At 56.3% G+C, this 25,392-nt stretch carries 21 protein-coding genes and 2 tRNA genes; 12 read left to right on the plus strand and 11 right to left on the minus strand.

The window, feature by feature from the left end; all coding sequences use genetic code 11:
- Positions 1-972 precede the first annotated feature (972 nt).
- Together BLT77_RS11630 and BLT77_RS11635 are read right to left on the minus strand one after the other, a co-directional pair.
- Positions 973-1,563: a class I SAM-dependent methyltransferase gene (locus tag BLT77_RS11630; RefSeq protein ID WP_090365439.1), complete on the minus strand. Its 591-nt coding sequence runs from the start codon at positions 1,561-1,563 to the stop codon at positions 973-975.
- On the minus strand, positions 1,563-2,579 hold the full coding sequence (locus BLT77_RS11635; RefSeq protein ID WP_090365440.1) for an HNH endonuclease domain-containing protein: 1,017 nt from the start codon (positions 2,577-2,579) through the stop codon (positions 1,563-1,565). Before BLT77_RS11635 ends, BLT77_RS11630 begins: the two co-directional genes overlap by 1 nt.
- 667 nt (positions 2,580-3,246) lie before the next feature.
- On the opposite strand from BLT77_RS11635, the gene BLT77_RS11640 reads away from it, so the two are divergent.
- Positions 3,247-5,379, plus strand: coding sequence for a methyl-accepting chemotaxis protein (locus BLT77_RS11640; RefSeq protein WP_090365441.1), 2,133 nt, complete (start codon positions 3,247-3,249; stop codon positions 5,377-5,379).
- A 439-nt stretch (positions 5,380-5,818) separates the two neighbouring features.
- Entirely contained in the window at positions 5,819-7,963 is a 2,145-nt protein-coding gene (locus BLT77_RS11645; RefSeq protein ID WP_176819299.1) for a methyl-accepting chemotaxis protein, read from the plus strand.
- Between the two features lie 50 nt (positions 7,964-8,013).
- On the opposite strand, the gene BLT77_RS11650 is transcribed toward BLT77_RS11645, so the two are convergent.
- The 3 genes from BLT77_RS11650 to BLT77_RS11660 form a co-directional block, all read right to left on the minus strand.
- Entirely contained in the window at positions 8,014-8,508 is a 495-nt protein-coding gene (locus BLT77_RS11650; protein ID WP_090365443.1) for a DsrE family protein, read from the minus strand.
- A gap of 89 nt (positions 8,509-8,597) precedes the next feature.
- Entirely contained in the window at positions 8,598-9,200 is a 603-nt protein-coding gene (locus BLT77_RS11655) for a TetR/AcrR family transcriptional regulator (protein WP_218126934.1), read from the minus strand.
- Between the two features lie 231 nt (positions 9,201-9,431).
- Entirely contained in the window at positions 9,432-10,535 is a 1,104-nt protein-coding gene (locus BLT77_RS11660) for a phosphoribosylaminoimidazolesuccinocarboxamide synthase (RefSeq protein WP_090365444.1), read from the minus strand.
- Between the two features lie 361 nt (positions 10,536-10,896).
- Here BLT77_RS11660 and BLT77_RS11665 point away from each other — a divergent pair, with 361 nt between their 5' ends.
- The 5 genes from BLT77_RS11665 to BLT77_RS11685 are packed head-to-tail and all read left to right on the plus strand — an operon-like array spanning position 10,897 to position 15,800.
- Complete coding sequence (locus BLT77_RS11665) at positions 10,897-12,360, plus strand: cytochrome c oxidase subunit II (RefSeq protein ID WP_090365445.1); 1,464 nt, start codon at positions 10,897-10,899, stop codon at positions 12,358-12,360.
- 32 nt (positions 12,361-12,392) lie between these two features.
- The gene (locus BLT77_RS11670) at positions 12,393-14,159 is read left to right on the plus strand and encodes a cytochrome c oxidase subunit I (protein WP_090365446.1); all 1,767 of its coding nucleotides are present in this window, start codon (positions 12,393-12,395) and stop codon (positions 14,157-14,159) included.
- A complete protein-coding gene (locus BLT77_RS11675) occupies positions 14,156-14,812 on the plus strand; it encodes a cytochrome c oxidase subunit 3 (RefSeq protein WP_090365447.1) in 657 nt (218 codons plus the stop codon). The genes BLT77_RS11670 and BLT77_RS11675 overlap by 4 nt, the downstream gene beginning before the upstream one ends.
- Before the next feature lie 9 nt (positions 14,813-14,821).
- Positions 14,822-15,469: a heme-copper oxidase subunit III family protein gene (locus BLT77_RS11680; RefSeq protein ID WP_090365448.1), complete on the plus strand. Its 648-nt coding sequence runs from the start codon at positions 14,822-14,824 to the stop codon at positions 15,467-15,469.
- Positions 15,447-15,800, plus strand: coding sequence for a cytochrome C oxidase subunit IV family protein (locus BLT77_RS11685; protein WP_342707543.1), 354 nt, complete (start codon positions 15,447-15,449; stop codon positions 15,798-15,800). Before BLT77_RS11680 ends, BLT77_RS11685 begins: the two co-directional genes overlap by 23 nt.
- An 8-nt stretch (positions 15,801-15,808) precedes the next feature.
- Here the strand turns inward: BLT77_RS11685 and catB are convergent, their stop codons facing one another.
- Together catB and BLT77_RS11695 are read right to left on the minus strand one after the other, a co-directional pair.
- Positions 15,809-16,438 (minus strand): type B chloramphenicol O-acetyltransferase, encoded by a 630-nt coding sequence (gene catB, locus BLT77_RS11690; RefSeq protein WP_090365449.1) that lies wholly within the window; start codon positions 16,436-16,438, stop codon positions 15,809-15,811.
- Positions 16,439-16,537: 99 nt separating this feature from the next.
- Complete coding sequence (locus tag BLT77_RS11695) at positions 16,538-17,089, minus strand: hypothetical protein (protein ID WP_090365450.1); 552 nt, start codon at positions 17,087-17,089, stop codon at positions 16,538-16,540.
- A gap of 175 nt (positions 17,090-17,264) precedes the next feature.
- Between BLT77_RS11695 and BLT77_RS11700 the strand changes: the two genes are divergently transcribed.
- Positions 17,265-18,104 (plus strand): 23S rRNA (adenine(2030)-N(6))-methyltransferase RlmJ, encoded by an 840-nt coding sequence (locus BLT77_RS11700; protein ID WP_090365451.1) that lies wholly within the window; start codon positions 17,265-17,267, stop codon positions 18,102-18,104.
- A 55-nt stretch (positions 18,105-18,159) separates the two neighbouring features.
- Here BLT77_RS11700 and BLT77_RS11705 read toward each other — a convergent pair whose 3' ends face one another.
- Together BLT77_RS11705 and BLT77_RS11710 are read right to left on the minus strand one after the other, a co-directional pair.
- The gene (locus BLT77_RS11705) at positions 18,160-19,926 is read right to left on the minus strand and encodes a sensor domain-containing diguanylate cyclase (RefSeq protein ID WP_090365452.1); all 1,767 of its coding nucleotides are present in this window, start codon (positions 19,924-19,926) and stop codon (positions 18,160-18,162) included.
- 186 nt (positions 19,927-20,112) lie between these two features.
- Positions 20,113-20,637 (minus strand): DUF2058 domain-containing protein, encoded by a 525-nt coding sequence (locus BLT77_RS11710; RefSeq protein WP_090365453.1) that lies wholly within the window; start codon positions 20,635-20,637, stop codon positions 20,113-20,115.
- A 205-nt stretch (positions 20,638-20,842) separates the two neighbouring features.
- Between BLT77_RS11710 and BLT77_RS11715 the strand changes: the two genes are divergently transcribed.
- The 3 genes from BLT77_RS11715 (at position 20,843) to BLT77_RS11725 (ending at position 22,822) form a co-directional block, all read left to right on the plus strand.
- Positions 20,843-21,973, plus strand: coding sequence for a succinylglutamate desuccinylase/aspartoacylase family protein (locus BLT77_RS11715; protein ID WP_090365454.1), 1,131 nt, complete (start codon positions 20,843-20,845; stop codon positions 21,971-21,973).
- A gap of 133 nt (positions 21,974-22,106) precedes the next feature.
- Positions 22,107-22,183 (plus strand) — tRNA-Pro (locus BLT77_RS11720).
- Positions 22,184-22,745: 562 nt separating this feature from the next.
- A tRNA-Pro gene (locus BLT77_RS11725) sits at positions 22,746-22,822 on the plus strand.
- 225 nt (positions 22,823-23,047) lie between these two features.
- Here BLT77_RS11725 and BLT77_RS11730 read toward each other — a convergent pair.
- Both BLT77_RS11730 and BLT77_RS11735 read right to left on the minus strand, forming a co-directional pair.
- Positions 23,048-23,740, minus strand: coding sequence for an LrgB family protein (locus BLT77_RS11730; RefSeq protein ID WP_090365455.1), 693 nt, complete (start codon positions 23,738-23,740; stop codon positions 23,048-23,050).
- Positions 23,741-23,744: 4 nt separating this feature from the next.
- Positions 23,745-24,203 (minus strand): CidA/LrgA family protein, encoded by a 459-nt coding sequence (locus tag BLT77_RS11735; protein WP_090365456.1) that lies wholly within the window; start codon positions 24,201-24,203, stop codon positions 23,745-23,747.
- A gap of 100 nt (positions 24,204-24,303) precedes the next feature.
- Between BLT77_RS11735 and BLT77_RS11740 the strand changes: the two genes are divergently transcribed.
- Positions 24,304-25,194, plus strand: a complete 891-nt coding sequence (locus BLT77_RS11740; protein ID WP_090365457.1) for a LysR family transcriptional regulator — start codon at positions 24,304-24,306, stop codon at positions 25,192-25,194.
- Positions 25,195-25,392: the final 198 nt, after the last annotated feature.

Raw genomic sequence — 25,392 nt, forward strand, 5'->3', positions numbered from 1 at the left:
AGAACATAAATTTTATCTTGCTGTGCTAACTTTATTACCTATTCGTCAGTTGTCATTTCCGTTACTTATCAAAGCTTCAATATTTTATATTAACGTTCAAAGAACCCATAAGCGCCAATTGATCAACTTACTCTCACCGTACGTTTCCATTTTGTTGTACACAGTGACAAATGGACAAGCTTACATATCCACTCAAACTGGCTAAGTAAGGTCTCTTAGGTTTCGTGGTATCAAGGCAAGAAAATGTTAGTAAGCACATACCAGCAAGATACTGATATTAAAGGAAATAATTATTGTTCCGCTCAATTTTAGGACAAGCTCCGCCATCGACGAACATAAGAGCACGTCAACTTCACAACACTAACTTCAACAAACTGATTTGTATCGAGTAATCAAGGTACACTCTCCCGTGAGGGTTTTATAGGGGAATGCTCACACAACTGGTACAGAGCAGCCTTGTCAAAACTCAATTCAATGATAAAGCGACCTTTGATTATTAAAACGTCTTAGAGAACCATCAGGGACATGACTCTGTTCTCATCGAGTCTATACATTTGGTTTAGCCACATTAGACTTCGCAGTCTAGACTCAACATACATCTTTTGGCAAAGGAGTTGCCAGATGACTATTCAAGAAGAGGCCTGTGTATTAGCATACAAAAGTGGCTTAGCCCAGCACTGTTGGCCAAGGTGGTTTCATCGCCTTATCGCAAGAGCACCTGTTCACCAGGACTGGCTAGCAGGACATATGAGGCGGAAGTTCGAGAACGGACGCTATGCCAGTGTCTGTGACAGGGCTTGGTACACCTCGAGGGAAAATCCCATCAAATGACGCCCATAGGCAGCGACTGTCTAAGCAGAATAAGTTGCTAGGAACCAAAGGCACTAGGCTCTTAACTCTACATTTGATCTGGTTCCTATGCCGTATCAATCTATGGCGTAACGAGCCGTTCTGTGCCATTTACTCAGGGTTTTAAGGTTCAATGCTAGTTTTAACCAGCAACGCGTTCAGCCAAGTGTCATCGCGTTCAGGTCGCTTATCTTCAGTCACCCAAACCTCCGACATTGACAGCCCACCTGTTTCAGCGACTAATGCTCTTAGCAACGTCTCGTTCAGATCTGTAAACTGCCGTCCATCCTTGGTGCGATCAAGTACCCCATGTTTGAACGATACATACCAGATCCCCCCAGGCTTAAGAGCACTGGCTAAGGCCTTCATGGAGACAGGCAGTTCAGCTCTGGGGACATGCAGGAGAGAAGCACAAGTCCAGATGCCATCGTAACGTGACGATTCAGTCACCTCATCAAATCGCTTCAGTTCAACATTTAAGCCAGTTAGTACTGAAGCCTTCTTTACCAGGGCTTCGGACGCATCAAGGGCTTCAACCTCAAACCCCAGTTTCAAAAACGCCAAACTATCCCGACCAGACCCACAACCGGCATCGAGGATTCGAGCCCCGGCTAGAAGGCGGTTGGTAAATCGCTGGTGCAGTTCCTTCATGTCCACACCAACTGTATCGGCATAAAAGCTTTCGGCGTTTTCGTTGTAAAACTTGGTACTCATCAGAAGGTAATCACTCCTCGAACCGGCGGCTCCCATTCATGGATCAACGCCTCTTTTGCAATCTGGTATTGTCCCTGAAGGAAGGATTGTCTCGCTACTCCATTTTGACCAGTCTGCTGGATCAATGTCTCACGAAGCGGCAAATGACTGCCTATTAAGTATTCATTTCGATTATGCAGTCGTTTTAACAACCCCAATGTAGGTACGCGAGCAAACTTGCCTCCCTCACCCCGATTGCATTCACGACAGGCCAGCACAAGGTTCCAGACACCATTTGGATTGGCTAACGAGTCCCCTAAAGCCCACGGAAGGAAATGGTCCACGTCCGCCAACTTTTCATGCCCTGGCTCAACACTTATCTCGTCATAACAGTAAAAACACCGGCCCTTCTGATACCCATTGAGACTGTCACGACATGATGTAATGGCAACCCGTCGCTGGCCTCCACCGGTGAACAGCAAATCCAGCTCGGGTTCTGCATCAACGCGAATCAGGCTTCGTGACACCCCCATCTTCCAACCCTCTTCCACCAATCGCCACCTGGCTTCAGTTTCGTGATTCATACTCGCAAACTGGACGCTCTCGGATAGCTGGTAAAATTGCTCCGTCAACCTGATGCCACCATGGGTCTTTCTTTCGTCAATGAAGAAGCGTTGAGGGACTTCGGAGCCATTGACGTTATGGAAGGCGTCAATGACATTGGCAAACCCGAGCTTTGTCGTTAGACCAATCAACTGTTCATCAGATATGTCGCCTCTATTATGCGAGCCACAAGCCTCTAGAAACTTGCTACTGCGAGACGTTGCCTGCTTTGGAGAATGGCCTAAGTGCGCGCAAATATGACGGCTGAACGGCTCTGCGAGCTGGTCCAATCGCACCAAATCATTATTTACTCCGGCCAGCTCATGAAGCGACTTAGCCAATGCAAACTTGTACGAGGCGACGTTTCGACCAAACAGGATGATTGCCCTCCACTGGTTCTCCAGTGTGGGCTCGACGTGAACAAAGCTACTCAAATCTGATATTCGTGCTCTGGAAGTGATGCCTTAGACTCTCACAAGCAACAGCGTCGTACCACCCACTGTGTCTGAGAAACAATCATTTAGGACCAATGCCTTTATCGAGCTTTGGCTTCGCTCTCCCTAACAGAGTCGCTAAGCCGCGACCTGTGTTCATGATTTTTCACCCGGGCTCTCCCTACACCACACAGTCCCGGGTCTGATGGGGCCAACTAACGACCGTTAAATGAACCCGTGCACAAGCGGCACTGTGTAGGTTCATCAAGCTAGGGATATGCTTTGCTGAACCGGTTGAGATGATGAGCCCAGGTATGTTGAACCCGCAGAGTCATGGTCGTTTACTTCGATGACCGCTATTGGCGCCTTACCAGCCATTCTGAAGTAAAGGGTATTCGCCTATACCTCAACGGCGCCGTTCGGGTCAGCCGGGCAGATTTCCATCACCTTTGGCGATGGAGTGAGCGGTTTTTCGGTACTGGGGGCGATTGGGAGAACTGTAGCGGTTAACCGAGGATTTTTTCGATCTGTGAGCCAGTTGGAATTCATATAAATTGTTGTATTAACTGCTTTAATGGAGTGTTCTGTTGGCGTATGCTGCGCCGTTCATTGCAGGTGAGAGAGCAATAACAGGTAGGACAACAAGGGAGCGACCGGACCTTGTTGAATGAAGAATATCTCTATTCGTCATAAATTTTCCATCGTGGCTGGGGTGTGCCTGATCATCGCCCTGTCGGCCATGGTGGGTTTCTTTCTGTACGACAGTGGTCAGACCCAGACCCTGATTCGGCAGCAAACCTCAGACAATTTGCGTCAATCCGCCAGAGCCCACGTGGGCGCGTTGGCGTCGCAGCAGGCGCAGATGGTCAAGAGCGTCATCGAGCGGCATCTGTTTCGCGGCGACATACTGGCCCAGTCGCTGCAGTTTATGCGTCAGCAGGCGCAGCGGCGTGGCGTGTCCGATGGCAGTCTGCGGCGGGATCTGAAGGCGTTCATCGCCGAGCAGGTCGCCCTGCATCCGGACGTCCGTGGCATCTATGTGGTGATGAATCCCGATGCCCTGGATGGCAGTGATGCCCCCTTTATCGGCCAGTCCGAGACCGCGTCTAACGAGGCCGGCCGTTTTGCCCCCTATTGGTACCGCGCCGACGGCGGCGAGTTGCAGCTGCAGATCGTCGACGAAGCCGCCATCCATAACCGTCAGCTCAATAAGCAGGGCGTGCCCGAGAACGAGTGGTTCGATTGCCCGGCCCGCACCGGCGAGTTGTGCGTGCTCAACCCCTATGTGGATGAGGTGGGCGCCGGTGGCAACCTCATTACCTCGGTTACCCTGCCTCTGAAAGCCGACGGCAAGGTGATCGGGGTGATGGGCATCGACCTGTCGTTGGCGACATTGCAGCCCCTGATTGAATCGGTGGATGCCGAGTTTGTCGATGGCAGCGGTGAGGTTGCCCTGATCAGTCAGGACGGCTTTATTGTCGCCTGTGACGGTGATGCCAGCCGGTTGGGCGAGTCTTCGCAGCAGCTCAGTGACGATCTGAAGTTCAGTCTGGCGGCCACCGGCTCGGCCATTGGCTGGAATCGCGACGACAGCCAGTTGTACGCCCGGGTTCCGGTGACCTTCGAGGGCAGTACCACCTCCTGGACCCTGGTGTTCAGTGCCCCCACCCAACAGGTGCTGGCCAGTGCCCTGTCGCTGGACACCCAGGTGGATGAGCACAACCGCAAGGCGATGTGGCAGATGCTGCTGGCGGCGGTGGTGATCACCGTGCTGGCCCTGGGACTGATCTGGCTGGCGTCGTATTACCTGGTGAACCCCATCTGGAACGTCACCAAGCGGCTGCAGGTGATCGCCTCGGGGGAGTGGGATCTGACCCAGCGGCTGGTGGTGGAGAGCAAAGACGAAGTCGGCGTGTTGGTGCACTGGTTTAATCAGTTTTTAGAGAAGCTGCACTCCACCGTGTCATTGATCGACGAGTCGGTCAGTAACGGCCAGGCCACCTCCAATCGGGCGTCGGCCATCGCCGCGCGCACCAGTGGCAGCAGTCAGCAGCAGTTTCTGGAGGTGGAGCAGGTGGCTACCGCGCTGGAGCAGATGACCGCCACCGCCAACAGCGTGTCGGAAAACGCCGCCCAGGCCGCCACCGCCGCCGACGATGCCAATGACGCGGCGCAGCAGGGCAGGGACGTGGCCCGGCACACCAGCCTGGCGGTGCAATCGCTGGTGGGGGATGTGTCGGCGGCGATGCCAATGGTGGAAAAACTGGCCCAGGACAGCGAGAACATCGAGTCGATTCTCGGGGTGATTCAGGGGATTGCCGAACAAACCAATCTGCTGGCACTTAACGCCGCCATCGAAGCGGCCCGGGCCGGCGATCAGGGCCGGGGTTTTGCGGTGGTGGCCAGTGAAGTGCGCGGACTGGCAGAGCGGACTCAGGAGTCCATCGGTCAGATTCGAGAGCTGATTGAGCTGTTGCAGTCGGAAACCCGGGGTGTGGTGCTGGCCATCAGCAGCGGCAACGACAAAGCGCTCGATGCCGAGAAGCAGGTGGAGGCGATGAACGCTGCCCTGGCGGTGATCGTTAATCACATCGGCCACATCTCCGATAATGGTGCCATGATCGCCAATCTTGCGGCGGAGCAGAGCAGTGTGGCCAATGAGATCAGTCTCAATGTCGCCAACATTCGCGAAGCCAGCCGCAGCATCACCGAAGAGGCGGAGTCCTCCGCTGCCCTCAGTGAAGAGTTGCAGCAGCTGTCGGAGCAGCAGCGACAGATCGTGACCCAGTTTAAGGTGTAGGCTCGCTAACATTTACGGGTAAATATAAGTAGGGTCGTCGATTCAGTTTCGATGGCCCTGCATTTATTTAGATTAAATAATTTTAGATTAAATTATTTAGCAAGATTACACTCATTAATTATATTGCCTGTCAGCCCCGCCTACCCTGCAGTTGTGTAAAAATATGAATAATTATGAATGATTGTGTGGATAAACCTCTAAGATTTAGCACGGCAATCATTTTTTATGCTGCATTTCAATCCAAAAATCCCATATATGTCGGCAATTTAGCCATTTTTCCTGGCTGAAGTTCCAAACCGTGATCTCATCTGTATCGTCGGGATTCGCTGTTGCATATATCTTAATAAATACTCTCATGTCGTATAGAGTTGCACCGTTGTTATATTTTGCAGCGATCTTATTGGCTGTTGTTTGCGCTGGTGGTCAGCGGGATTTATTAATGAAAAACATCTCTATTCGTCGTAAGTTTTCACTGGTTGCCGGTACGTGTTTGTTATTAGCACTGTCGGCCATCGTGGGTTTTTCCCTGTATCACTCCGGCCAAACCCAGGCACTGATTCGCGACCAGACCCTGACTAACTTGCGCCAGTCAGCCCGAACCTATACCGAGGCCATGGTCGCCGAGCAGGCCCAGGTGGTTCAGTCCGTCATTGAGCGAAATCTGTTTCGTGGCGAGGTGCTGGCAAACAGTCTGCTGTTTATGAGAAGTGATGCCATGGCCAAAGGCGTCGACAGTGCTGAGCTACGCCGTAGCCTCAGTTTGTATCTGAAGCGAATGGCGGTGCAGCATCGCGATCTTCTCGGCGTCTATGTGGTCATGGATACCGATACGCTTAATGGCGAGGATTCGCTGTATGCCGACTCCTCCCGGTTGGCCTCCAACAGTGTCGGCCGTTTCACCCCTTACTGGTACCGCGGTGATGGTGGAGAGGTCGAACTGGAGGTGATTGCCGAGGAGGAACTCTCCGACACCAGCCTGAATCAATACGGCATTGCCGAGAGCGAGTGGTACACCTGTGCCATCAACAGTCGCAAAGCCTGTGTCCTGGATCCTTATCTGGATGATGTCGGCACAACGGAGCTGCTGATGACCTCGGTTACCCTACCTTTGCTGGATGAGGGGCAGGTCATCGGTATGCTTGGGCTCGACATCTCGCTGGCGTCTCTGCAGCCGATGATCGAGCGTGTCGATGGTCAGTTTATGGAAGGCGCTGGCGAGGTGGCGCTGTTTAGCCAGGCGGGGCTGCTCGTTGCCCATGACCAGGGGCGAACACGACTGGGCAGTCCGATCCAGGCGCTGTCTCTGGGCACCCAGACCGGCATAGGCGCCTGGTTGAAAAGCCCGACAAAACTCATTGAGTGGAGCCGCGATAACACCCGTTTGCAGGCCACGATGCCGATTTCGTTCCGCGGCGTAGATGAACCGTGGGGCCTGGTTGCCAGCGTTCCTGCAGAGCGGGTGCTGGCCAGTGCCTTGGAGCTGGATGCGGCCGTGGCACAGCAAAATGCCACCGCCACCCGGGAGGAGTTGATTGCTGCCGCCGTCATTGCCGTGATAGCCCTGGTTCTGGTGTGGGGCGCTTCCCACTATCTGGTTAACCCGATCTGGAAGGTTACCCGCCGGCTGCAGAGCATCGCTTCCGGTGAGTGGGATCTGACCCAGAGGCTGACCTTAGAGACCGGCGACGAGATCGGTATTCTGGCGGATCGTTTCAACCAGTTCCTGGAAAAGCTGCAAACCACGGTTCAGTTGATTGATGAGTCGGTGCATAACGGCCAGGCGACGTCGGCGCGTGCTTCGGAGATCGCGGTGCGCACCAGTGGCAGCAGTCAGCAACAGTTTCTGGCGGTGGAGCAGGTGGCAACGGCATTGGAGCAGATGACCGCTACCGCCAGTAGCGTGTCGGAAAATGCCGCCCAGGCGGCCACCGCCGCCGATGAAGCCAAGGGGGCGGCCGTTGAGGGACGGCAGGTGGCGACCCAAACCGGGGCTGCGGTGCAGTCGTTGGTCGGGGACGTGTCGGCGGCGATGCCGATGGTGGAAAAGCTGGCCCAGGATAGTGAGAATATCGAATCGATTCTCGCCGTGATTCAGGGGATTGCCGAGCAAACCAATCTGCTGGCACTCAATGCCGCCATCGAAGCGGCCCGGGCCGGGGAGCAGGGGCGCGGGTTTGCGGTCGTCGCCAGCGAGGTCCGTGGCCTTGCCGAGCGAACCCAGAACTCCATTGGTGAGATTCGGGCTCTGATTGAGGTATTACAGAGTGGCAGTCGCAGTGTGGTTTCCGCCATCAGCAGTGGCAACGATAAGGCGCGGGATACCCTTAGCCAGGTCAATGAGATGAACAGTGCCCTGGCGGTGATCGTCGACCACATTCAGCACATTACCGAGAACGGTGCCGAGATCGCCAACCTGGCGGCGGAGCAAAGCAGCGTTGCCAACGAGATCAGCCTCAATGTCACCAATATCCGCGAAGCCAGCCGCAGCATCACCGAGGAGGCGGAGTCTTCCGCTGCTCTCAGTGAAGAGTTGCAGCAATTGTCGGAGCAGCAGCGTGGCATCGTCACCCAGTTTAAGGTGTAGTCTGGTGAGTCGGGCCGGCGTCAGTCGTCGGCCCCGTCCGGCGGTTTCCTCTACATTACCGGAATGGTGCCGTATCCCTGGGCCTGGTAACCGATCAGCGAGATAAAGGTATTCCCTACCACCTTGACCTCGGGAAGCAGGCTGTCGTTGTCGACCTGGAACAGGTTGGTGGCGATGGCACAGGCTTCGAATTTTACGCCTTTTGACGCCAGTTCACTGACGCTCTTGGCGATCTGTTGTTTTATGGCCTGAGTGTCGTCGTTCCCGCCCTGATTACTGATGAACTGTACCGAGGCGCCGCGGAAAGCGACCACAAACTTCGGCTCTACCCCTTGCCCAACCAGCCCGTCATGGGTCATGCCGATCACCTGCAGGTATAAGGGCACCTGATTGATGTTACTCAGGTTGATGTCGAACAGTGCCTTGCCGTTGGTGACGCCCTTAAGCGCGTCGGTGTCCGCGGGAGCAGCCTGTGCCATTAGTGGCAACGTAAGCGACGCCAGTAACGCCAAACCGTACAAAGACAGAGATTTAAAGAGTTTCATGGTGTTTCCTTATTGTTGGATGGAAAAACAAAACGAATGCTCGTTCGGTTTTCGGGGTAAACGTGTTTGGTTTGAATCTTTGTTGCACTTCAGTTTTCCATGGCAACCGAGCGCCAGGCGCAATCCCAGATAAGATCCAGGTGATCGCTGGCGGGGCCATCAAGCACGCCGTCGAGTTGAAGTTGGATAAGGCGAATCCCGCCCCCCAGTAGCGCCGCCGAGGCGACGTTGAGATCCATCGGTCGGATTTCACCGTTGTCCATGCCGTCGGCGATCATTCTCTTTAGCCGGATAAAGGGAACCGATGAGCAGATGGGCGGCTCGTCGGGAAGGAATTCACGGTGGCGGGCATACAGCACAAACTGCATCGTTGCCGGACTGGTGTGGCTCAGTGACATCAGCCAGCCCAGGGCGGCACGGCAGCGGTCATGGGCGCTGTGGTGGCAGTCCTGGATCTGCTCCAGTTGCGCGTCGATAGCCTGCAGCAGGCGGTGGAACAGCTCCGCGGCGATGGCCTCTTTGCTCCTGAAGTGGTGGTAGATGGCGCCAATGCTGATGCCGGCTTCACGCTGGAGGTCATGAATCGACGTGTTGAAATAGCCTTTGTCGGTGAACAGCCTCAGTGCGGTAGCCAGAATCAGCTCCTGCTTCTTCAGTACCTTCGGGTCTTTGACGGTGGCAAATGTCATCATGGTTGGGTGCTGCCAACTGCAGCGGAAATCGTGATTCATAGAGTAGGCAACTGCAGCTATAATTAATATAAGAGTTTTCTAATTAAGCTGATTGTAATGTATGGGTCACAGATTTGGAAGGGGACGGGTTTATTTTTTATCGGTCGTAGGAGCAACGAGGGTATAGCGGTGCCTGAGTAGGCTCAGGAGTCCAGGCCAGCGTGATGCTGGCCTGGCTGGGAGAAGCGGGTTTTAGTCGATCAGACCGTACTGGCTGCGCAGAATGTCGATGATCTCCGCCTTGGGATTGGCAGAGAGCGTCAGCGGTTCACCGGTGACCTTCTCGGCGATATCGATGTAGGTTTTGGAGACGTCCATCAGTACCGATTCCGGCAGGGCGTTATCCCGTGCCAGCGCGCTGCGCTCCTCCATCCGGTCTTTGTTGAGCAGAATGTCCGGATCCGGGAAGTGGTTCAGCAGCATCTGACGGAAGCCCTCTTTGGATTTTTCCACCACCACGCCGTCGCGGTACTGGGCACCATCCCAGATGCGGGAGGAGTCCGGTGTGCCCACCTCATCCATGTAGATCAGCTTCTCCTGGCCCTGGCTGTCGGTGACGTAGCCAAACTCGAACTTGGTGTCGACAAACACCTGGTCCAGCTCTGCCAGGGCTGTACTGATCACATCAAAGCCCTCTTTGAGCAAACGCTCGTAGCGGTCGATGTCGTCCAGCTTGGTAAAGTTGAAGGCGGGGTAGTTGTTGACGATGTCAGAGCGGGTAATGTTCACGTCGTCCACCGCCGGCACACCGGGAATGCCGGTCAGAACGCCTTTGGTGGAGGGGGTGATCAGCAGCTCAGGCAGTTTCTGGTCTTTCTCCAGGCCATCGGCAATCTGAATGCCGCAAAACTCACGTTCGCCCTTGGCGTAGCTGCGCCACATGGAGCCGGTAATGTACTGGCGGCAGATCGCTTCGATCATCACCGGGCGGGCCTTCTGAACGATCCACACAAAGGGGTGGGGAATGTCCAGAATGTGGCTGTCTGCCAGCCCTTGTTCGCGGAACAGCTTGAACCAGTGGTTGGAGATGGCATTGAGGGCGGCACCTTTACCCGGTACGCCGTTCAGGCCCTGCTCGCCATGCCAGATGCAGTCGAAGGCACTGATGCGATCGCTGATGACCATGATCGCCAGCGGGGCATCGGCGGCGACGTCGTAGCCTTTCTCCTTGATCAGGCGGGCACTGTCGGCTTCGGTCAGCCAGTAAACACTGCGGACTTTGCCGCTGTGAACCGGCTTGTCGGTACGGATGGGAAGATCGTCGTTAACGGCCAATACGGTGTCAGCAAGACTCATTGCAACTGTCCTGTTGTTAGAGGTTGTAGGGTAGTACTGAAGCTCACCAAGTTTATTTTATGGTTGTTGGTGTGGCTCTACGGCCGGCTTTCAGTGGCCAGAATGATACCAGATATTGACCTCTGCTCCATCGGAGTTGTTGATATATTAGCCATAAATTGGAAAACACAGTGTTCGCAAACTGGCGCCAATGAGGCGGATTTAGGCAACATTCCGGGGCCGTTTTGCGGTGTCGATCGCGGCCTCCATTGGCGGGAGCACGGTTCTGCTTCTAGTCTTAGTGGTTATCGCTAAGGCGGAAACGTTAAGCAGCTCAGAGTTCTGCCTCGGATTCCATTGCAAGCGGTTTTGGATGTCGCCTATGACCATCGCCATCGCGCTGATAGCTCTGTTGTTGGTGTCCTTATGGTTCCACTTCGCCGGAGGCTGGAGCCTGCCCCCCCTTGCGTCTAACTGGAGCGACATCGATCTCACCATCGGCATTACCCTCGCCATTACCGGCCTGGTGTTCATCGCGGTAGTGGTGTTTATGGCCTACGCCGTCTACCGGTTTCGATACCGTCGTCAGGGCCGGTCCCAATACCAACCAGAAAACAAACGCCTGGAGTTGTGGCTGACCGGTTTCACCGCCGTTGGCATTACCGCCATGCTGGTGCCGGGCCTGTACGTCTACTCCGATATTGTCACCGTTCCCGATGATGCCCATCAGGTTGAGGTGCTGGCTCAGCAGTGGAGCTGGCAGTTCCGCCTGCCCGGGGATGACGGTGTGCTGGGCAAAACCGACATCAAACGCATCGGCCCGGACAACCCCTTTGGCATCGATCCGGTCGATCCCATGGGCCAGGACGACCGGCTGGTGGTGAGTAACCGTTTACATCTGCCGCTCGGCAAGCCGGTACAGGTGTTGTTGCGTTCCAAGGATGTGCTGCACGACTTCTATGTGCCCCAGTTCCGCAACAAGATGGACGCAGTTCCGGGCATCGTGTCGTCGCTGTGGTTCACGCCGGTGGAGCTGGGGGAGTTTGAGATTCTTTGCGCCGAGCTGTGCGGAGTCGGCCACTTCAATATGCGCGGTGCCGTTGTGGTTCAACCGCCGCAGCAGTATCAGCAGTGGTTGGCGACGCTGCCGACCTTCGCCGAGGGTGCGGCGACGGCGGCCAATGCCGGTTTGTCGCCTCAGGCCCGTGAAGGGGAGTCGCTGGCGCAGTCCCAGGGCTGTCTGGCCTGTCACGGTTTTGAAACCAGTCCGTTGGCGCCGAGCTGGCTGGGGTTGTACGGCAAAACCGAATCCTTTAGCGATGGCTCAGAGCGCCTGGTGGATGACGCTTACCTGATCGAGGCCATCGTCGAGCCGGCCGCCTCGTTGGTTCAGGGCTACACCAATGTGATGCCGGCCTATACCGCCCTTAGCGAGCTGCAACTGGCGGCGATCATCGCCTACATCAAAGAGCGAGGCGGCGATGGGGCCGAGAGCGGCCAACCTGACACCGCGCCGATCAGTCCGCCGCCGCCACAGCCCAAAGAGCCCGCTGCGCCCGACACCGAACTGGACGGGGCAACGCTGGCACAGACCAAAGGCTGTATCGCCTGCCACAGCCTCGATGGCCGCGCCGGCATTGGTCCCAGCTGGCTCGGTCTGGCCGGTAGTGAACGTACCCTGGCCGATGGCCGGGTGGTGGTGGCCGACGATGCCTACCTGCGCCGGGCGATGCTGGAGCCGGCGGCGGAGCTGGTGCAGGGCTATCAGCCACTGATGCCGCCGATGCCTCTGAGTGACGACGAGGTGCAGGCCCTTATCGATTATATGAAACAGCTGTCACCCTGAGGGCGATGGCTCTGTGGACAACGGGAGAGACCATGAGTCAGGAACAGGCGCACCCGGAACCCACAGGGTTCTGGCAAAAATACGTCTTCAGCCAGGATCACAAGACCATTGCGATTCAGTACACCCTGACGGCCATCGCGGTGGGCATGGTGGCGTTGGTGCTGTCCGGGCTGATGCGGCTGCAGCTGGGGTTTCCGGAGACCTTCGACTTCATTGATCCGGCGTCCTATTACCAGATGATCACCATGCACGGCATGATCATGGTGGTGTACCTGTTGACGGCGCTGTTCCTTGGCGGCTTTGGTAATTACCTGATTCCGTTGATGGTTGGCGCGCGGGACATGGTGTTCCCTTTTCTTAATATGCTCAGCTACTGGACCTATCTGGTGGCGGTGCTGATTCTGATGGCCAGTTTTTTTGTCACCGGCGGCCCCACCGGAGCCGGTTGGACCCTGTACCCGCCCCAGGCGATTCTGCCTGGCACACCCGGCGTCGATGGCGGCATTGTGCTGATGCTGGTGTCCCTCGCGGTGTTCATCGTCGCCGCCACCATGGGCGGACTGAATTACGTGACCACGGTGCTGCAGGCCCGCACCCAGGGGATGACCCTGATGCGGATGCCGCTGACGGTATGGGGGATTTTTATCGCCACCATCATGGCGCTGCTGGCGTTTCCGGCACTGTTTGTCAGTGCGGTGATGATGCTGTTTGATAAGCTGCTGGGCACCAGCTTTTTTATGCCTGAGTTGATCTCACTCGGCCAGGCCACCGAGTTTGGCGGCGGCAGCCCGATTCTGTTTCAGCACCTGTTTTGGTTCTTCGGCCACCCCGAGGTGTACATTGTGGCCCTGCCGGCCTTTGGTATCGTGTCGGACCTCATCAGCGTTAATGCCCGAAAAACCATCTTCGGCTACCGCATGATGGTGTGGGCCATTGTCATTATCGGCGTACTCAGCTTTGTGGTGTGGGCGCATCATATGTACGTCTCCGGCATGAATCCCTATTTTGGCTTCTTCTTTGCGGTCTCCACCCTGATCATCGCCGTGCCCACCGCCATTAAGGTCTACAACTGGGTGTTGACCCTGTGGCGTGGCAATGTGCGGATGACGGTGCCGATGCTGTTCTCCATCGCCTTTGTATTGACCTTTGTGTTTGGCGGCATGACCGGATTGTTCCTCGGCAATGTGGTGGTGGACCTGCCTCTGTCGGACACCTATTTCGTGGTGGCCCATTTTCATATGGTGATGGGAGTGGCGCCGATCCTGGTGATTTTTGGCGGCCTCTATCACTGGTACCCCAGCATCACCGGCCGCATGCTGCACGACGGTCTGGGGAAGCTGCATTTCTGGATCACCTTCCTTGGCACCTGGGCCATCTATTTCCCGATGCATTACCTCGGGGTTCTGGGGTTGCCGCGGCGGTACTACGCCTACGACAACTATGATTTTATTCCTCCGGAAGCCCATGCCATCAACGCCTTTATCACGGTGGCGGCGCTGATCGTCGGGGTGGCGCAGCTGCTGTTTCTGCTTAATTTGGCCTGGAGTTATTTCCGTGGCCCGCTGGCGAAAGCCAATCCCTGGCAGGCGGCGTCGTTGGAGTGGCAAACGCCGACGCTGCCGCCGGGCCACGGCAACTGGGGCGCCAGCTTGCCGGTGGTATACCGGTGGCCTTATGACTACAGCGTTCCCGGCCATCCGAAGGATGTGGTGACTCAAACTGATCCCTGGCAGGCCGGTGAAACGGTGCCAACCGGCACCGAGTCGCCCCTGGCACCGAACTCGGGAGGTGGGCCATGAAACCGTTTCAGGTGCTGGCGACCAAACCCTGGGAGCAGGGCGGGCAAGTGTTGCCCACGATCAGGCGCAGCAGTGCTGGCTCCGTGGGGTTGTGGGTAACCCTGGTCGTGATCACGTCACTGTTCTTTCTGTTTATGCTGTCCTCGGTCATGCGGTCTCAGTCGCCGGATTGGCAATCGTTGACCGAGCAGCCCTGGCAACCCCTGTTTGATCTAAAGCCACTGTGGATCAATACCCTGGTGTTGCTCGCCTCCAGCATGACCATGCAGCTGGCGTATTTAAAGAAACATCAGAATGAGGGCCGCTGGGCGTTGATGGTGGCACTGGTATTGGCACTGGGGTTTATGGGAGGTCAGTGGTCGGTCTGGCAAAGCTTTGCCGAGGCCGGTTTCGGCCTGACCAGTGGCCCCAGTGCCGGTTTCTATTATCTGTTAACCGGCTTGCATGCGGTGCATTTGCTGGCGGCGCTGCTGGTGGTGGTGTGGCTGTTGCCCCAGTTGTGGCAAAACCACCGTGGCCAGGGCCAGTTGCGGCTGTTGACCCGCTATTGGCATTACCTGTTTGGCCTCTGGTGTGTGTTGTTTGCCTTGGTGAGTCAGCCGCCGGGCCGTTATGAAACTCTGGCGGCCCTGTGTGGCATTGCGGTGAATTAGGAGCGGAGCATGGCGGATTTACGGCAGTTTGTAACCGACTGGTCGGCGGATAAACAGACGTTTCGCGTGCCCTGGGGCAAGGCGATGATGTGGATCTTCCTGCTCAGCGACACCTTTGTGTTTGGTTCCTTCCTGGTGGGATACATGGTGGCCCGCACCTCCACCACCGAACCCTGGCCGTTGGCAACCGAGGTGTTTGCGTTGCAGGTCGGTGCCACCTCGGTACCGTTGCTGTTGATCGCCATCATGACCTTTATCCTGATCACCTCCAGCGGCACCATGGCGATGGCGGTGAACTACGGCTATCGCCATAAACCCATTATAGCGGCCCGGTTGATGCTGATTACCGCCATTCTGGGAGCCAGCTTTGTGGGCATGCAGGCCATTGAGTGGACCAAGTTGATCAGCGAAGGGGTGCGTCCCTGGGCCAACCCCATGGGGGCGTCCCAGTTTGGGGCGGCGTTCTTTATGATCACCGGCTTTCATGGTTTGCATGTGTCCATCGGGGTAATTCTGCTGCTGGTGGTTGCAAACCGGGTGCGTCGCGGCGATTACCATGCCAGTGGTGATTACGGCATTGTCGAAACCACCGGCCTGTACTGGCACTTTGTGGATTTGGTCTGGGTGTTCATCTTTGCGTTTTTCTACCTGTGGTAAGGGGGCGATGATGGCCATGCAACAACCCGCCCAGCACCCCATTGGCCTCTATTTTAAGGTCTGGGGGTTGCTGTTTGTACTGAGTGCGCTCTCCTACAGTGTCGACTACATGGCGCTGCAGGGGATGCTGCGCTGGAGTTTGATTGTGATCTTTATGGTGTTAAAGGCCGGCCTGATCGTAGCGGTGTTTATGCATATGATGTGGGAGCGACTGGCATTGATCTACGCCATCTTGTTGCCGCCACTGGCACTGTTGGTGTTAATGCTGTTGATGCTGCTGGAGTCCGATTACACCCACCTCAGCCGCCTGACCTATTTCAGTGGCGGCTGAGGCCGGAGTTATTCCTGCCAGCCGAGCCACAGTTGAAACAGCCCGTCGATGTCGGCGCTGCACAGTAACGGCATCGCCTGCTGCACCCGGTTGTCGGGCCAGTGCCACCACTGCATCTGTTGCAGTTGTGCGATCTGCTCAGGGCTAAAGCGGGCCTTGAGCACCTTGGCCGGGTTGCCGCCAACCACCGTGTAGGGAGCCACGTCTTTGGTGACCAGGGCGCGGCTGGCAATGATGGCGCCGTCACCGATGCTGACCCCGGCCATGATCATCGCCTCCGAGCCAATCCAGACGTCATTGCCCACCTGAGTATCACCGGCAGGAGTAAAGCCGTCTTTGGCCCCTTCAAAAGCGGGATTATTCTGGTAGAAGAATGGGTAGGTGCTGGTCCAGTCGCCCCGGTGCCCCTGATTGCCGGCCATCATAAAGACGGCACCGGATCCGATGGAGCAGTAGCGGCCGATGATCAGGCGGTCAACGTCGCTGCGATCCGGCATCAGGTAGCGGGCGCAGTCATCGAAACTGTGTTGGTGGTAGTAGCCGGAATAGTAGCTGTGTTCACCGGCGATGATATTGGGGTTGGTGATCTGATCCCGTATCAGCGAGCCCACAAAAGGGCTGTCGAAATGGTTTTGCATAGGAGTGGTTATCAGTTATTGGTGTTGAAGGTGGGGTTACCACCGGAGCGGGCAATATAGCGCCGGTGGTGACGGTTGTCTGTGTAGTGATAAACGCTTTTACCATAAAGGGTGTTGCAGCCACCAGTGCTGCAGACGTACGGCACCGGACTCGACGCCGGCACCCGTGCCGGCCTGGGCCAGCATCGGGTGTTGGCTGACTACCTGTTTCAGTGGCGGTTCTTGTGCCTGCTCGATGTCGACCACCAGCAGGTGCTGGCCGCCGGCGATGGGCCGGTGAAAGTCTCGCAACAGCTGATCCGGCGTATTGATGCCGATCAGGCCGCCTTCCCAGATGCAGAACCCCAGCAGTATGGCCGCCAGCATCAAAAACGGCGACCAGCCGTAGTCGGAGTTACCCACATCAAACAGGCTGGCTGCCGCCAGACACAGCAGTGCCAGCTGCAGGCCGATTTTGGCTCCTTTCAGGGTGCAGTGGGCCAGCTCCAGAAACAGCAGTGATGAGGTGGTCTGCAGGTGAAAGCGGGCTGCCAGCTTGGGTTTATTGCTGACCACGTGGATCTGTGCCGGACTCAGACCCCGGCGCTCCAGTTGCTGCTCAATCTGTTCCAGCTCCCACAGGCTGCTGGCGAGATAAAAATGTCTGGTCATGGTCCTCTCCCAATGGGATCGTCCGTGATACTGACAAAGAATACCTAAAGCCAAACATACAGTATAAACAGCGCCACGAAATTCGTCTTTTTTGGTGGCAATGCAAAGATTCGTCCACCTGTTACAGTGCATCTTGGTATACTTGCCCGATTGCTAAACTCAAGAGCCCTTTCTTATGCTGAGCTATCGCCATAGCTTCCACGCCGGTAACCATGCCGATGTGTTGAAACACACCGTTCAGGCGCTGATCCTGGAATCCCTGAAACGCAAAGACAAGCCCTTTGTGGTTCACGATACCCACTCCGGAGCCGGTCGTTACGACCTGCAGTCTGAGCACTCGGAGAAAACCGGTGAGTACGTCGATGGCATCGCCCGCATCTGGGGACTGGATTGCCCGAAATCGATGCACCCCTACCTTAAGGCGGTTAAGGCGCTGAACCCCAATGGCGAACTTCGCTACTACCCGGGCAGCCCGCTGCTGACCAAATCTTTGACCCGTGAACATGAGCGTTTGGTTCTGACCGAACTGCACCCCACCGACTTTCCCCGGCTGCGGCAGGAGTTTCGTGGCGACCGCCGGGCCAAGTTGTATCAGGAGGATGGCTATGCTCGCCTGAAGGCGTCGCTGCCACCGAAAGAGCGTCGCGGTGTGGTGCTGATCGATCCACCCTATGAGCTCAAGAACGAATACAAAGACCTGGTGAAGGGGATTAAGGAGGCGGTGCAGCGCTGGGCCTCCGGTACCTACGCTATCTGGTATCCTGTGGTGCGTCGCCAGGAGATTACCACTCTGGAGCGGGCGCTGGCCCGTACCGGTATCCGTAACATTCTGCAGATCGAGATGAATGTGGATGCCGATAACATGGATTACGGCATGACCGGCTCCGGCATGATTGTGATCAACCCGCCCTGGACACTGGAACAGCAGATGCGAGAGTTGCTGCCCTGGCTGACGCCAAAGCTGGCTCAGACCGAGCTGGCCAGCCACCGGGTGCACTGGATTGTGCCTGAGTAACGGAATGCTCGAACTGCAGTAGCGCGGCCTGGTCCGCGCTTTTTTGTGCCGAAAATCAGGCCAGGGTGGGGCTGACCTCAAACTGGGCGCTGACGTCGCTGGCACAGATCCGGTTGCGGCCTTCCTTTTTTGCCTGATACAGCGCCTTATCCGCCAGTTGGTAGATCTGTCTGGAGGACAGGTACTGGCCGGGGTCGATGGCTTTGATGCCAATGGAGGCGGTGATGTTGAGGGTCATGTTATCCAGTTGCATCGGGGTGGTGGCCAGCTTGCGCCGAATCAGCTCGCACTGGGCCATTAGCCCCTGGGTATCCGGCGCCATCAAGATGGCGGCAAACTCCTCGCCCCCGACCCGATAGCTTCGACCGTGCACCAGCTGGACCGCCTGATTGATCACCCGGGCCGCGTGCTTGAGTGCCATATCACCGATGTGATGGCCGTTTTGATCATTGATCAGCTTAAAGTGGTCCAGGTCGATCAGCACCAGAGCCCGAGTCTGGTTGCTGACTTCAATCTCCAGCTTGTCCAGTTCGTAGCGAAAACTGCGGCGATTGGCCAGCCCGGTCATCGAGTCTTTGTAGGCTTGTTCTTTGAGCTGCTGATTGAGGTTTTCCAGTTCGCGATTGCGCTCCAGCATATCCAGGTTGACCTTCCCCGAGTCATTGGCTTTGGCAATCACCAGATCCGTTTTAAGTTGGCGGAACTGTCGCGAGATCAGGAAGCCCAGCAGTTGCATCTCAAAGGCAAACACGAAGGTCAGCAGATACTTGGTGTCGAAAGGCAGCAGCATCCAGCCCAGCGCGTTGGAAAAGCTCAGGCCGATGCACACCAGCAGACAGGGCCAGGCTAAGAAAAACATTGAGGTGGTCCAGTCGGGGCGCTGCCAGGTGGCAATGGCTGCACAGCCACAGAGCAGTGCCAGAATGATCAGCGCCAGTGGCACCATCAGGGTCAGCGAGCCCAGCGGGAACCCTGACAGCGTGGCGATAAGGGCAAGAACCAACAATCCGCTAAGGATTTGCAGTGTGCGATAGAGCTTGCGGGCGCGGCGCTTAAGCACCAGGAACGTGACCGCAAATCGGGTGGCGCAGAGGATCAGCGCGGTAAAAGAGATATGCAGGGCCCAGTAGTTCAATTCGGGCTGGGTTGGCCACAGCCAGCGGTAGCCAAAGCCGTAATAGATGAAGGTGCAGACCAGTGCGGCCAGCAAGTATTGGGTGTAACAGCAGAAGTTGCGGTCTTTAATAATTGCCGATAAAGCGATGCCGTACAGCAGCATAATGCCAAGGGAACCAAAGAACATGCCGTACAGGAAGTTACGTTCCAACTGATGTCGTTGCCACTCCTCCTGAGAGTAGAGGCTGATGGGCAACAACTCAAAAAAGCCGTGTTTGTTGCTCAACCGAACCCAGACCACAGAGGTACTGTTAGCCGGCATCTCAAGTTCCACCACCGGAGTGACGCTCTGAACCGGGCGATTATCGAAGGGCTGTTGGTCCCCCATGCGAAAGTGGCCCGCCAATTCAGAAAACACCTCGATCTGATCCTGAGTGGCGGAGCGAAACTCCAGCAATCGGTTTTTGGGGCTGTCGGCTTGATTGGTAACGGCGATCTTCAGCCAAAATGAGGAGCGGGAGATCCCGAAGTGGGCGAGGTGGCCATCGAGGGGAACCCATTGTTGTGGATCCAGGCGCACCACATCTGACACCAGCAGGTTCGATTGGCTGTCTTCGTAGTAGGAGATGCGCAGATTAACCGGCTCTGCCCGTAATAATAAAGGCAGGAGCAGCAGGGCTAATAGGACGAGCGGTGTCCGGTTCATCTCACATTTTACTCTGCCAAATCCATTGGCGACTACAATTTTTGTGAAATCTATCACCGTCAAAATTTTGATGCACCGTCAAAATTCCGCTTTGTGATCCAAATCTAGGAAATGGGGGGTTGGCTGTGACAGTGCTTATCGGTTGTTGGCTGGCCTAACCTAAATTAGACCAGCAATATCCGTAACTTACCACATTAGGTCATCAGGGATCTGATAGTCCGCATAAGGGTCGTCTTCGGCCACTTCGCTGCTGTCTGACTTCGGCAGCTCGATGACGATGCTGGGGTCGCGCTGCTCAATCTTTTCTGCCACCTTGGTGGGCACCAACTCGTAGCTGTCGCCTTTGACAACAATGGCCAACTGGTTGGCAATCAACTGCTGCTGCTGAGTCTTGGTGACGTAGATCTTGGTGATCTTACCGTTGTGGCTGAAGTTATAGGCGATGTCGCCGCGGCTTCGAGTTTGAGCACTGGTTTCAATCAACTGCTTGATCTGGGCAAGAATGGCTTTGGCGTCGGCTTCCTGCTTGCGCTTCTGGTTTAGCTGACGGTCGCGCTCTTGCTGCTCTTTTAGGCGCTGTTCGGCGGCGAGTTTAGACTCGTCGGTGACGACCTGCTTGGATTTGCGCTGCTTGTGCTTCTCTTTTTTTGCCTTCTGTACCGATTTTTTATCGGCCAGACCGGCTTTCATTAGTTGGTCTGCTAATGACATGGGAACTCCTGCCATGGGAACAATGATCGTTTCTTGGCTGAAGTGTATCAGTTCCGCGGTTTTTGCCAACCGCAGCGGGTGTTAAGTGCCGGCCTCATCGCCACTGCAGTCTGGAGCGGCTGGCTCGAAAAGTCGTGGATTTTCAGCGTCACCTGACCTAGGGTGAACCATCAGTCGGCCAATAGTGACAGGATCTTTTTTCATTGTGACCACCGTTTCATCTGACACCCTGATTGTAGGGCAGCAAGCCACCGGCACCGACATTACGGTGCCGGTGATCCGTTTTACTGGAACCGGTAACGGCCCCAGTGTGTACATTCAGGCCAACATTCATGGGGCGGAAGTCCAGGGTAACGCCGTAATCCACCATCTGGTGGAGCTGTTTAATTGCCACCCTCCTAAAGGGGATGTGTGCCTGGTGCCGATGGCCAACCCTCTGGGCATCAATCAAAAAAGCGGAGAGTTTACCTTGGGGCGGTTCGATCCCATTACCGGCGAAAACTGGAATCGACAGTATCATTTTGATGCCAGCCTGATTGACCAGTTGGCGCAAAGTCACCTAAACGCGCCAGAGGCCGAGGTGGCGGCGGCATTGCGCCAGGCCATGGGGGTACAGATTGATGCCAAACTGGCGTCGCCCTTCGGGGTGAAAAGCGGTCAGCATCTGGCGCTACGATTACAAAAGATGGCGCTGCAGGCCGACATTGTGCTGGATCTGCATACCGGCCCCATCTCCGCCCGTCACCTGTATGTGCCCAGTTACGCGGAAGAACGGGCGCATCTGTTCAACATTCCGCTCAACATCGTGATTCCCAGTGATTTTGCCGGTGCGCTGGATGAAGCCAGTTTTAGCCCATGGTGGCAACTGAGTGATGCCATGGCCGCCCGTGGGCGGGCACTGCCGGTGTTGGTGGATGCCTTTACCCTGGAGCTGGGCTCTCAGGAGTACCTGAATGTGGCATCGGCCCGAGATGACGCCCTGGGGATTGCCCGCTACCTTCAGAGCCGCGGCGTACTGGATCCGTTTGAGCTGACCTTGCCTAAGACCACTCAATACGCCTGCTCGCTGGATAACTACCGTGCCATCTACAGTCCGTGCGGTGGTCAGATTGAGTATCTGGCGCCGCTGGGGGAACCGGTCAGTGCCGAACACCCGCTGGCCAGAATTTGGCACTTCGATGCCCTGGCCACCTCTCTGCAGCAGAGTCGGGAGTTGCGCCTGCCAGTGGATGTGATTCCGGTGCTGCATTTTGCCTCTGCCAGCGTGCGTCAGGGAACGGAGTTGTATAAGGTGCTGACTCACTATTATCGATTGTCCGGCTCTGATGTTTCATAGGCATTAGGCACCGACACCAGGGCTCAACTTGGTCATCATATGAGCGTCTGAGTGGTAATTTGGTGAAAGAAAGCGCAGTCGGCATTGCCGCGCTTGTTTTTCTGCGAAGACAGAGTATTGTTTGCCTCGTTGTCGGCCAGTAGCGCAGCCTGGTAGCGCACCGTCATGGGGTGTCGGGGGTCGGAGGTTCAAATCCTCTCTGGCCGACCACTTATTCAGAAAAAGGCTTCAGTCGTGAGATTGAAGCCTTTTTTGCATCTCCGCCCCTGAAAAGTGCTGCGCACTTTGGGGTCGGACCGGGACGCCGGCCGGGACAAATCCTCTCTGGCCGACCACTTATTTTAGAGAAAGGCTCTGATCGTTTAGGTCAGAGCCTTTTTTGTATCTCCGTCCCTGAAAAGTGCTGCGCACTTTGGGGTCGGACCGGGACGCCGGCCGACGGAGCGCCGCTCGGGCGAAATCCTCTCTGGCCGACCACTTATTCTAGAGAAAGGCTCTGATCGTCTAGGTCAGAGCCTTTTTTGTCTCTCCGCCCCTGGAAAGTGCTGCGCACTTTGGGGTCGGACCGGGACGCCGGCCGACGGAGCGCCGCCCGGGAGAAATCTTCTCTGGAGGCTTAAGTGGTAAAGGAGAGGAAGTGGGTTGATGAACCCGGCTGTAGCTGTTGCGGGTAAGTCGTGACTGGTGGAAGTAGTTAATTGGCCAAAGAAGAGGCACTTAACTTTACAGCCCTTGCTTTTCCTCCGGGACAAGGTATTATCGCTTGCGTTGTCGGCCAGTAGCGCAGCCTGGTAGCGCACCGTCATGGGGTGTCGGGGGTCGGAGGTTCAAATCCTCTCTGGCCGACCACTTATTTTAGAGAAAGGCTCTAACCGGAAGGTTGGAGCCTTTTTCGTTTATACGCCTCCGCCCCTGAAAAGCGCTGCGCACTTTGGGGGCGGACCGGGACGCCGGCCGGCTGAACTCCTTCTGGCCGACCATTTATTTTAGAGAAAGGCTCTAACCGAAAGGTTGGAGCCTTTTTCGTTTCACCGCTCCCTGGAAAGCGCTGCGCACTGTGGAACCGGTGCTCGGCTATACCAAGATGGCGGCAAACAGCGGGGCGCTGAGCACCATGGCAACCCCGGTAAAGACCATGGCGAGGCTGGCGATGACGCCCTCCTGCTGACCCATCTCTGTGGCTTTGGCCGCGCCGGCGCCATGGGCACTGGCGCCCAGTGCCACTCCTCGTGCCAGGGCGGAACGAATTCGGGCCAGCTTCAATATCGGTTCACCAATCAGCATGCCGATGATGCCGGTCAGGAGTACCAGTATGGCGGTGAGATCCGGTATGCCGCCAAAGGCGGTGGTGGCCTCGACGGCAAAAGGGGTCGACACCGACCGCACCAGTACGCTGTGAACGACGTCGGCAGGCAGAGGAAGCAGCTTGGTGGTGCACCAGGATGACAATAGCCCAAACAACAGCCCGGAGGCCACGCCCAAAGTCAGAGTCAGAGGGTACTGGCGAATCAGCTTGCGCTCTCGGTAGATGGGAACGGCGAAGGCGATGGTGGCCGGCGCCAGCAACGCCATCAACCAGTGGGTATACACGTAGTAGGTGGGCAACGGAATCGCCAGCAGGCTGACCAGACCGATCAGCGTTAACGGTGCCAGGATAATAGGAGCCAGCCACCAACGTCGGCGACGGTGATACAGGGCTTTAGCGCCGTAATAGCTGGCTAGGGTCAGGAACAGGCTCATTAGAGCCAATAGGCTGGTATGGGGCATGGGATCATCGGCTCTGTGGGTGTTGGGAAAGTTGTCGGTTTCGTCGCTGTTCAAACCGGAACAGGCGGTCCACAACCAAAGCGGTGGCGGCGATCACCACCATGCTGCCGGTGATCAGGCTGGCGATGAGGCTGGCGCCGTACTGTTGAAACAACGAATCGTATTTCAGAACCCCGATGACGGAGGGGATGAAAAACAACATCAGGTCGCCGATCAACCAGGCGGCTCCCAGTGCCAGGGCCTGCTCAGAACAGAGTTTCAACTTCAGGGCCAACAGTAGCAGCATCATTCCCAGGACACTGCCGGGAAATGGCAGCCCCATCCAGGATGCCAGTTGCTGGGTGAACCAGGCCAGAAGGCAGAGCGCTGCAGTTTGCAGCAGCGTCAGGCCTAGGCGCTTGCCAAGACGGAGTGATGATGGATTGCGGGGAGAGGGCAGGGAAGGGCGAGCATGACGGGTCATAACGGTGTGTCTTAATATCAATGGAACGACAGTGTAGCCTTGCTAACAATATAAAAATAATGAATATTAATTATGGAATGCATAACTATGGGTTAATCAGTTGGATCTAAAAGTCATCCGTTATCTTGTCGAGATCATTGACCATGGCGGCTTTGCCAAAGCCGCAGAAGCGATTCACATTACTCAGCCGGCCCTGTCTAAAGCCATACGCCAACTGGAGCAGGAGTTGGATCTGGTTTTGCTGGAGAGAGGGCGGCGCGGTAGCCAGTTGCGGCCGACGGCCTACGGTCAGGTGGTGTATCAACATGGGAAAGAGCTGTTGAATGTTCGACGGGCCATGCTCAGGGAGTTGTCGGCGCAGCGTAGCCTGACCTCCGGTGAGTTGCACATTGGTCTGGCGCCACTGGGAAGTGCTGAGCTGTTTGCGCCGGTGATCGCCAGATTTCGACACCTCTATCCCGAAGTGCATATGGATCTGATGGTTCGGGGAGGGGTGGAACAAACCAGCGCCCTGCTCAAAGGTGAGATTGAGTTGGCTACCGGCATCATCGACTTTGGCGACGAGTTCGATGGGGTGCTGATCCGTCAGGATCCCATGGTGGTGATTCTTCCCAGGCAACATGAACTGGCGACCCGGCCACAGCTTACCCTGAGTGAGTTGGCGGACTCGCCGCAGATCTTGTTCGAGCCTGAGTATGTACTCCACGAGTTGGTGGTCAACGCCTGCCTGCGGGCGGGGTTTACCCCAAAGGACGTCACCCGGGTCAGCCATCCCGATTTTGGTATCGCCCTGGTGGCGGCCGGAACGGGGGCTATGATACTGCCCGGTTTTATTGCCGAGCGACATGCGGTCACCGGTGTGGTTCGAATCCCCCTGGCGGCCAGTGATCTCAGTTGGGAGTTATCCCTGTTTTGGCGACGTAGCCAGCCGTTGTCGTTTGCGGCTCAGGCGATGGTCAGCCTGGTCAAAGAGCAACTGGCGACTCGCTAAAGAGGTAGCAGCGTTGGTTTTTAACGTTGGTAGGTACTGCTAACAGGACTCTGCCTGTCTCATGGCGCAGTTGGCGCTCTGTGGTCGCCCTTGTTAAGGTATTTGCTCGGGTTGTGAGGGGCGCGGTCGAGGTGATTCTGACTCCGGTGGCTGGATTGTTGATTGAGTGGTGAAAACAGCAAGTCGTCGAGGAGACGA

The sequence above is a fragment of the Ferrimonas sediminum genome (assembly GCF_900100175.1).
In the GTDB taxonomy this organism is placed as follows: Bacteria; Pseudomonadota; Gammaproteobacteria; order Enterobacterales; family Shewanellaceae; genus Ferrimonas; species Ferrimonas sediminum.

What these genes read in the sequence shown, in the direction of transcription:
- BLT77_RS11675 (WP_090365447.1), top strand. Translation starts at nt 14,156, where the DNA reads ATGAAACCGTTTCAGGTGCTGGCGACCAAACCCTGGGAGCAGGGCGGG.
- BLT77_RS11710 (WP_090365453.1), bottom strand. Translation starts at nt 20,637, where the DNA reads ATGTCATTAGCAGACCAACTAATGAAAGCCGGTCTGGCCGATAAAAAA.
- catB (WP_090365449.1), bottom strand. Translation starts at nt 16,438, where the DNA reads ATGCAAAACCATTTCGACAGCCCTTTTGTGGGCTCGCTGATACGGGAT.
- BLT77_RS11645 (WP_176819299.1), top strand. Translation starts at nt 5,819, where the DNA reads ATGAAAAACATCTCTATTCGTCGTAAGTTTTCACTGGTTGCCGGTACG.
- BLT77_RS11705 (WP_090365452.1), bottom strand. Translation starts at nt 19,926, where the DNA reads ATGAACCGGACACCGCTCGTCCTATTAGCCCTGCTGCTCCTGCCTTTA.
- BLT77_RS11730 (WP_090365455.1), bottom strand. Translation starts at nt 23,740, where the DNA reads ATGCCCCATACCAGCCTATTGGCTCTAATGAGCCTGTTCCTGACCCTA.
- BLT77_RS11630 (WP_090365439.1), bottom strand. Translation starts at nt 1,563, where the DNA reads ATGAGTACCAAGTTTTACAACGAAAACGCCGAAAGCTTTTATGCCGAT.
- BLT77_RS11670 (WP_090365446.1), top strand. Translation starts at nt 12,393, where the DNA reads ATGAGTCAGGAACAGGCGCACCCGGAACCCACAGGGTTCTGGCAAAAA.
- BLT77_RS11680 (WP_090365448.1), top strand. Translation starts at nt 14,822, where the DNA reads ATGGCGGATTTACGGCAGTTTGTAACCGACTGGTCGGCGGATAAACAG.
- BLT77_RS11650 (WP_090365443.1), bottom strand. Translation starts at nt 8,508, where the DNA reads ATGAAACTCTTTAAATCTCTGTCTTTGTACGGTTTGGCGTTACTGGCG.
- BLT77_RS11640 (WP_090365441.1), top strand. Translation starts at nt 3,247, where the DNA reads ATGAAGAATATCTCTATTCGTCATAAATTTTCCATCGTGGCTGGGGTG.
- BLT77_RS11665 (WP_090365445.1), top strand. Translation starts at nt 10,897, where the DNA reads ATGACCATCGCCATCGCGCTGATAGCTCTGTTGTTGGTGTCCTTATGG.
- BLT77_RS11655 (WP_218126934.1), bottom strand. Translation starts at nt 9,200, where the DNA reads ATGATGACATTTGCCACCGTCAAAGACCCGAAGGTACTGAAGAAGCAG.
- BLT77_RS11700 (WP_090365451.1), top strand. Translation starts at nt 17,265, where the DNA reads ATGCTGAGCTATCGCCATAGCTTCCACGCCGGTAACCATGCCGATGTG.
- BLT77_RS11660 (WP_090365444.1), bottom strand. Translation starts at nt 10,535, where the DNA reads ATGAGTCTTGCTGACACCGTATTGGCCGTTAACGACGATCTTCCCATC.
- BLT77_RS11735 (WP_090365456.1), bottom strand. Translation starts at nt 24,203, where the DNA reads ATGACCCGTCATGCTCGCCCTTCCCTGCCCTCTCCCCGCAATCCATCA.
- BLT77_RS11695 (WP_090365450.1), bottom strand. Translation starts at nt 17,089, where the DNA reads ATGACCAGACATTTTTATCTCGCCAGCAGCCTGTGGGAGCTGGAACAG.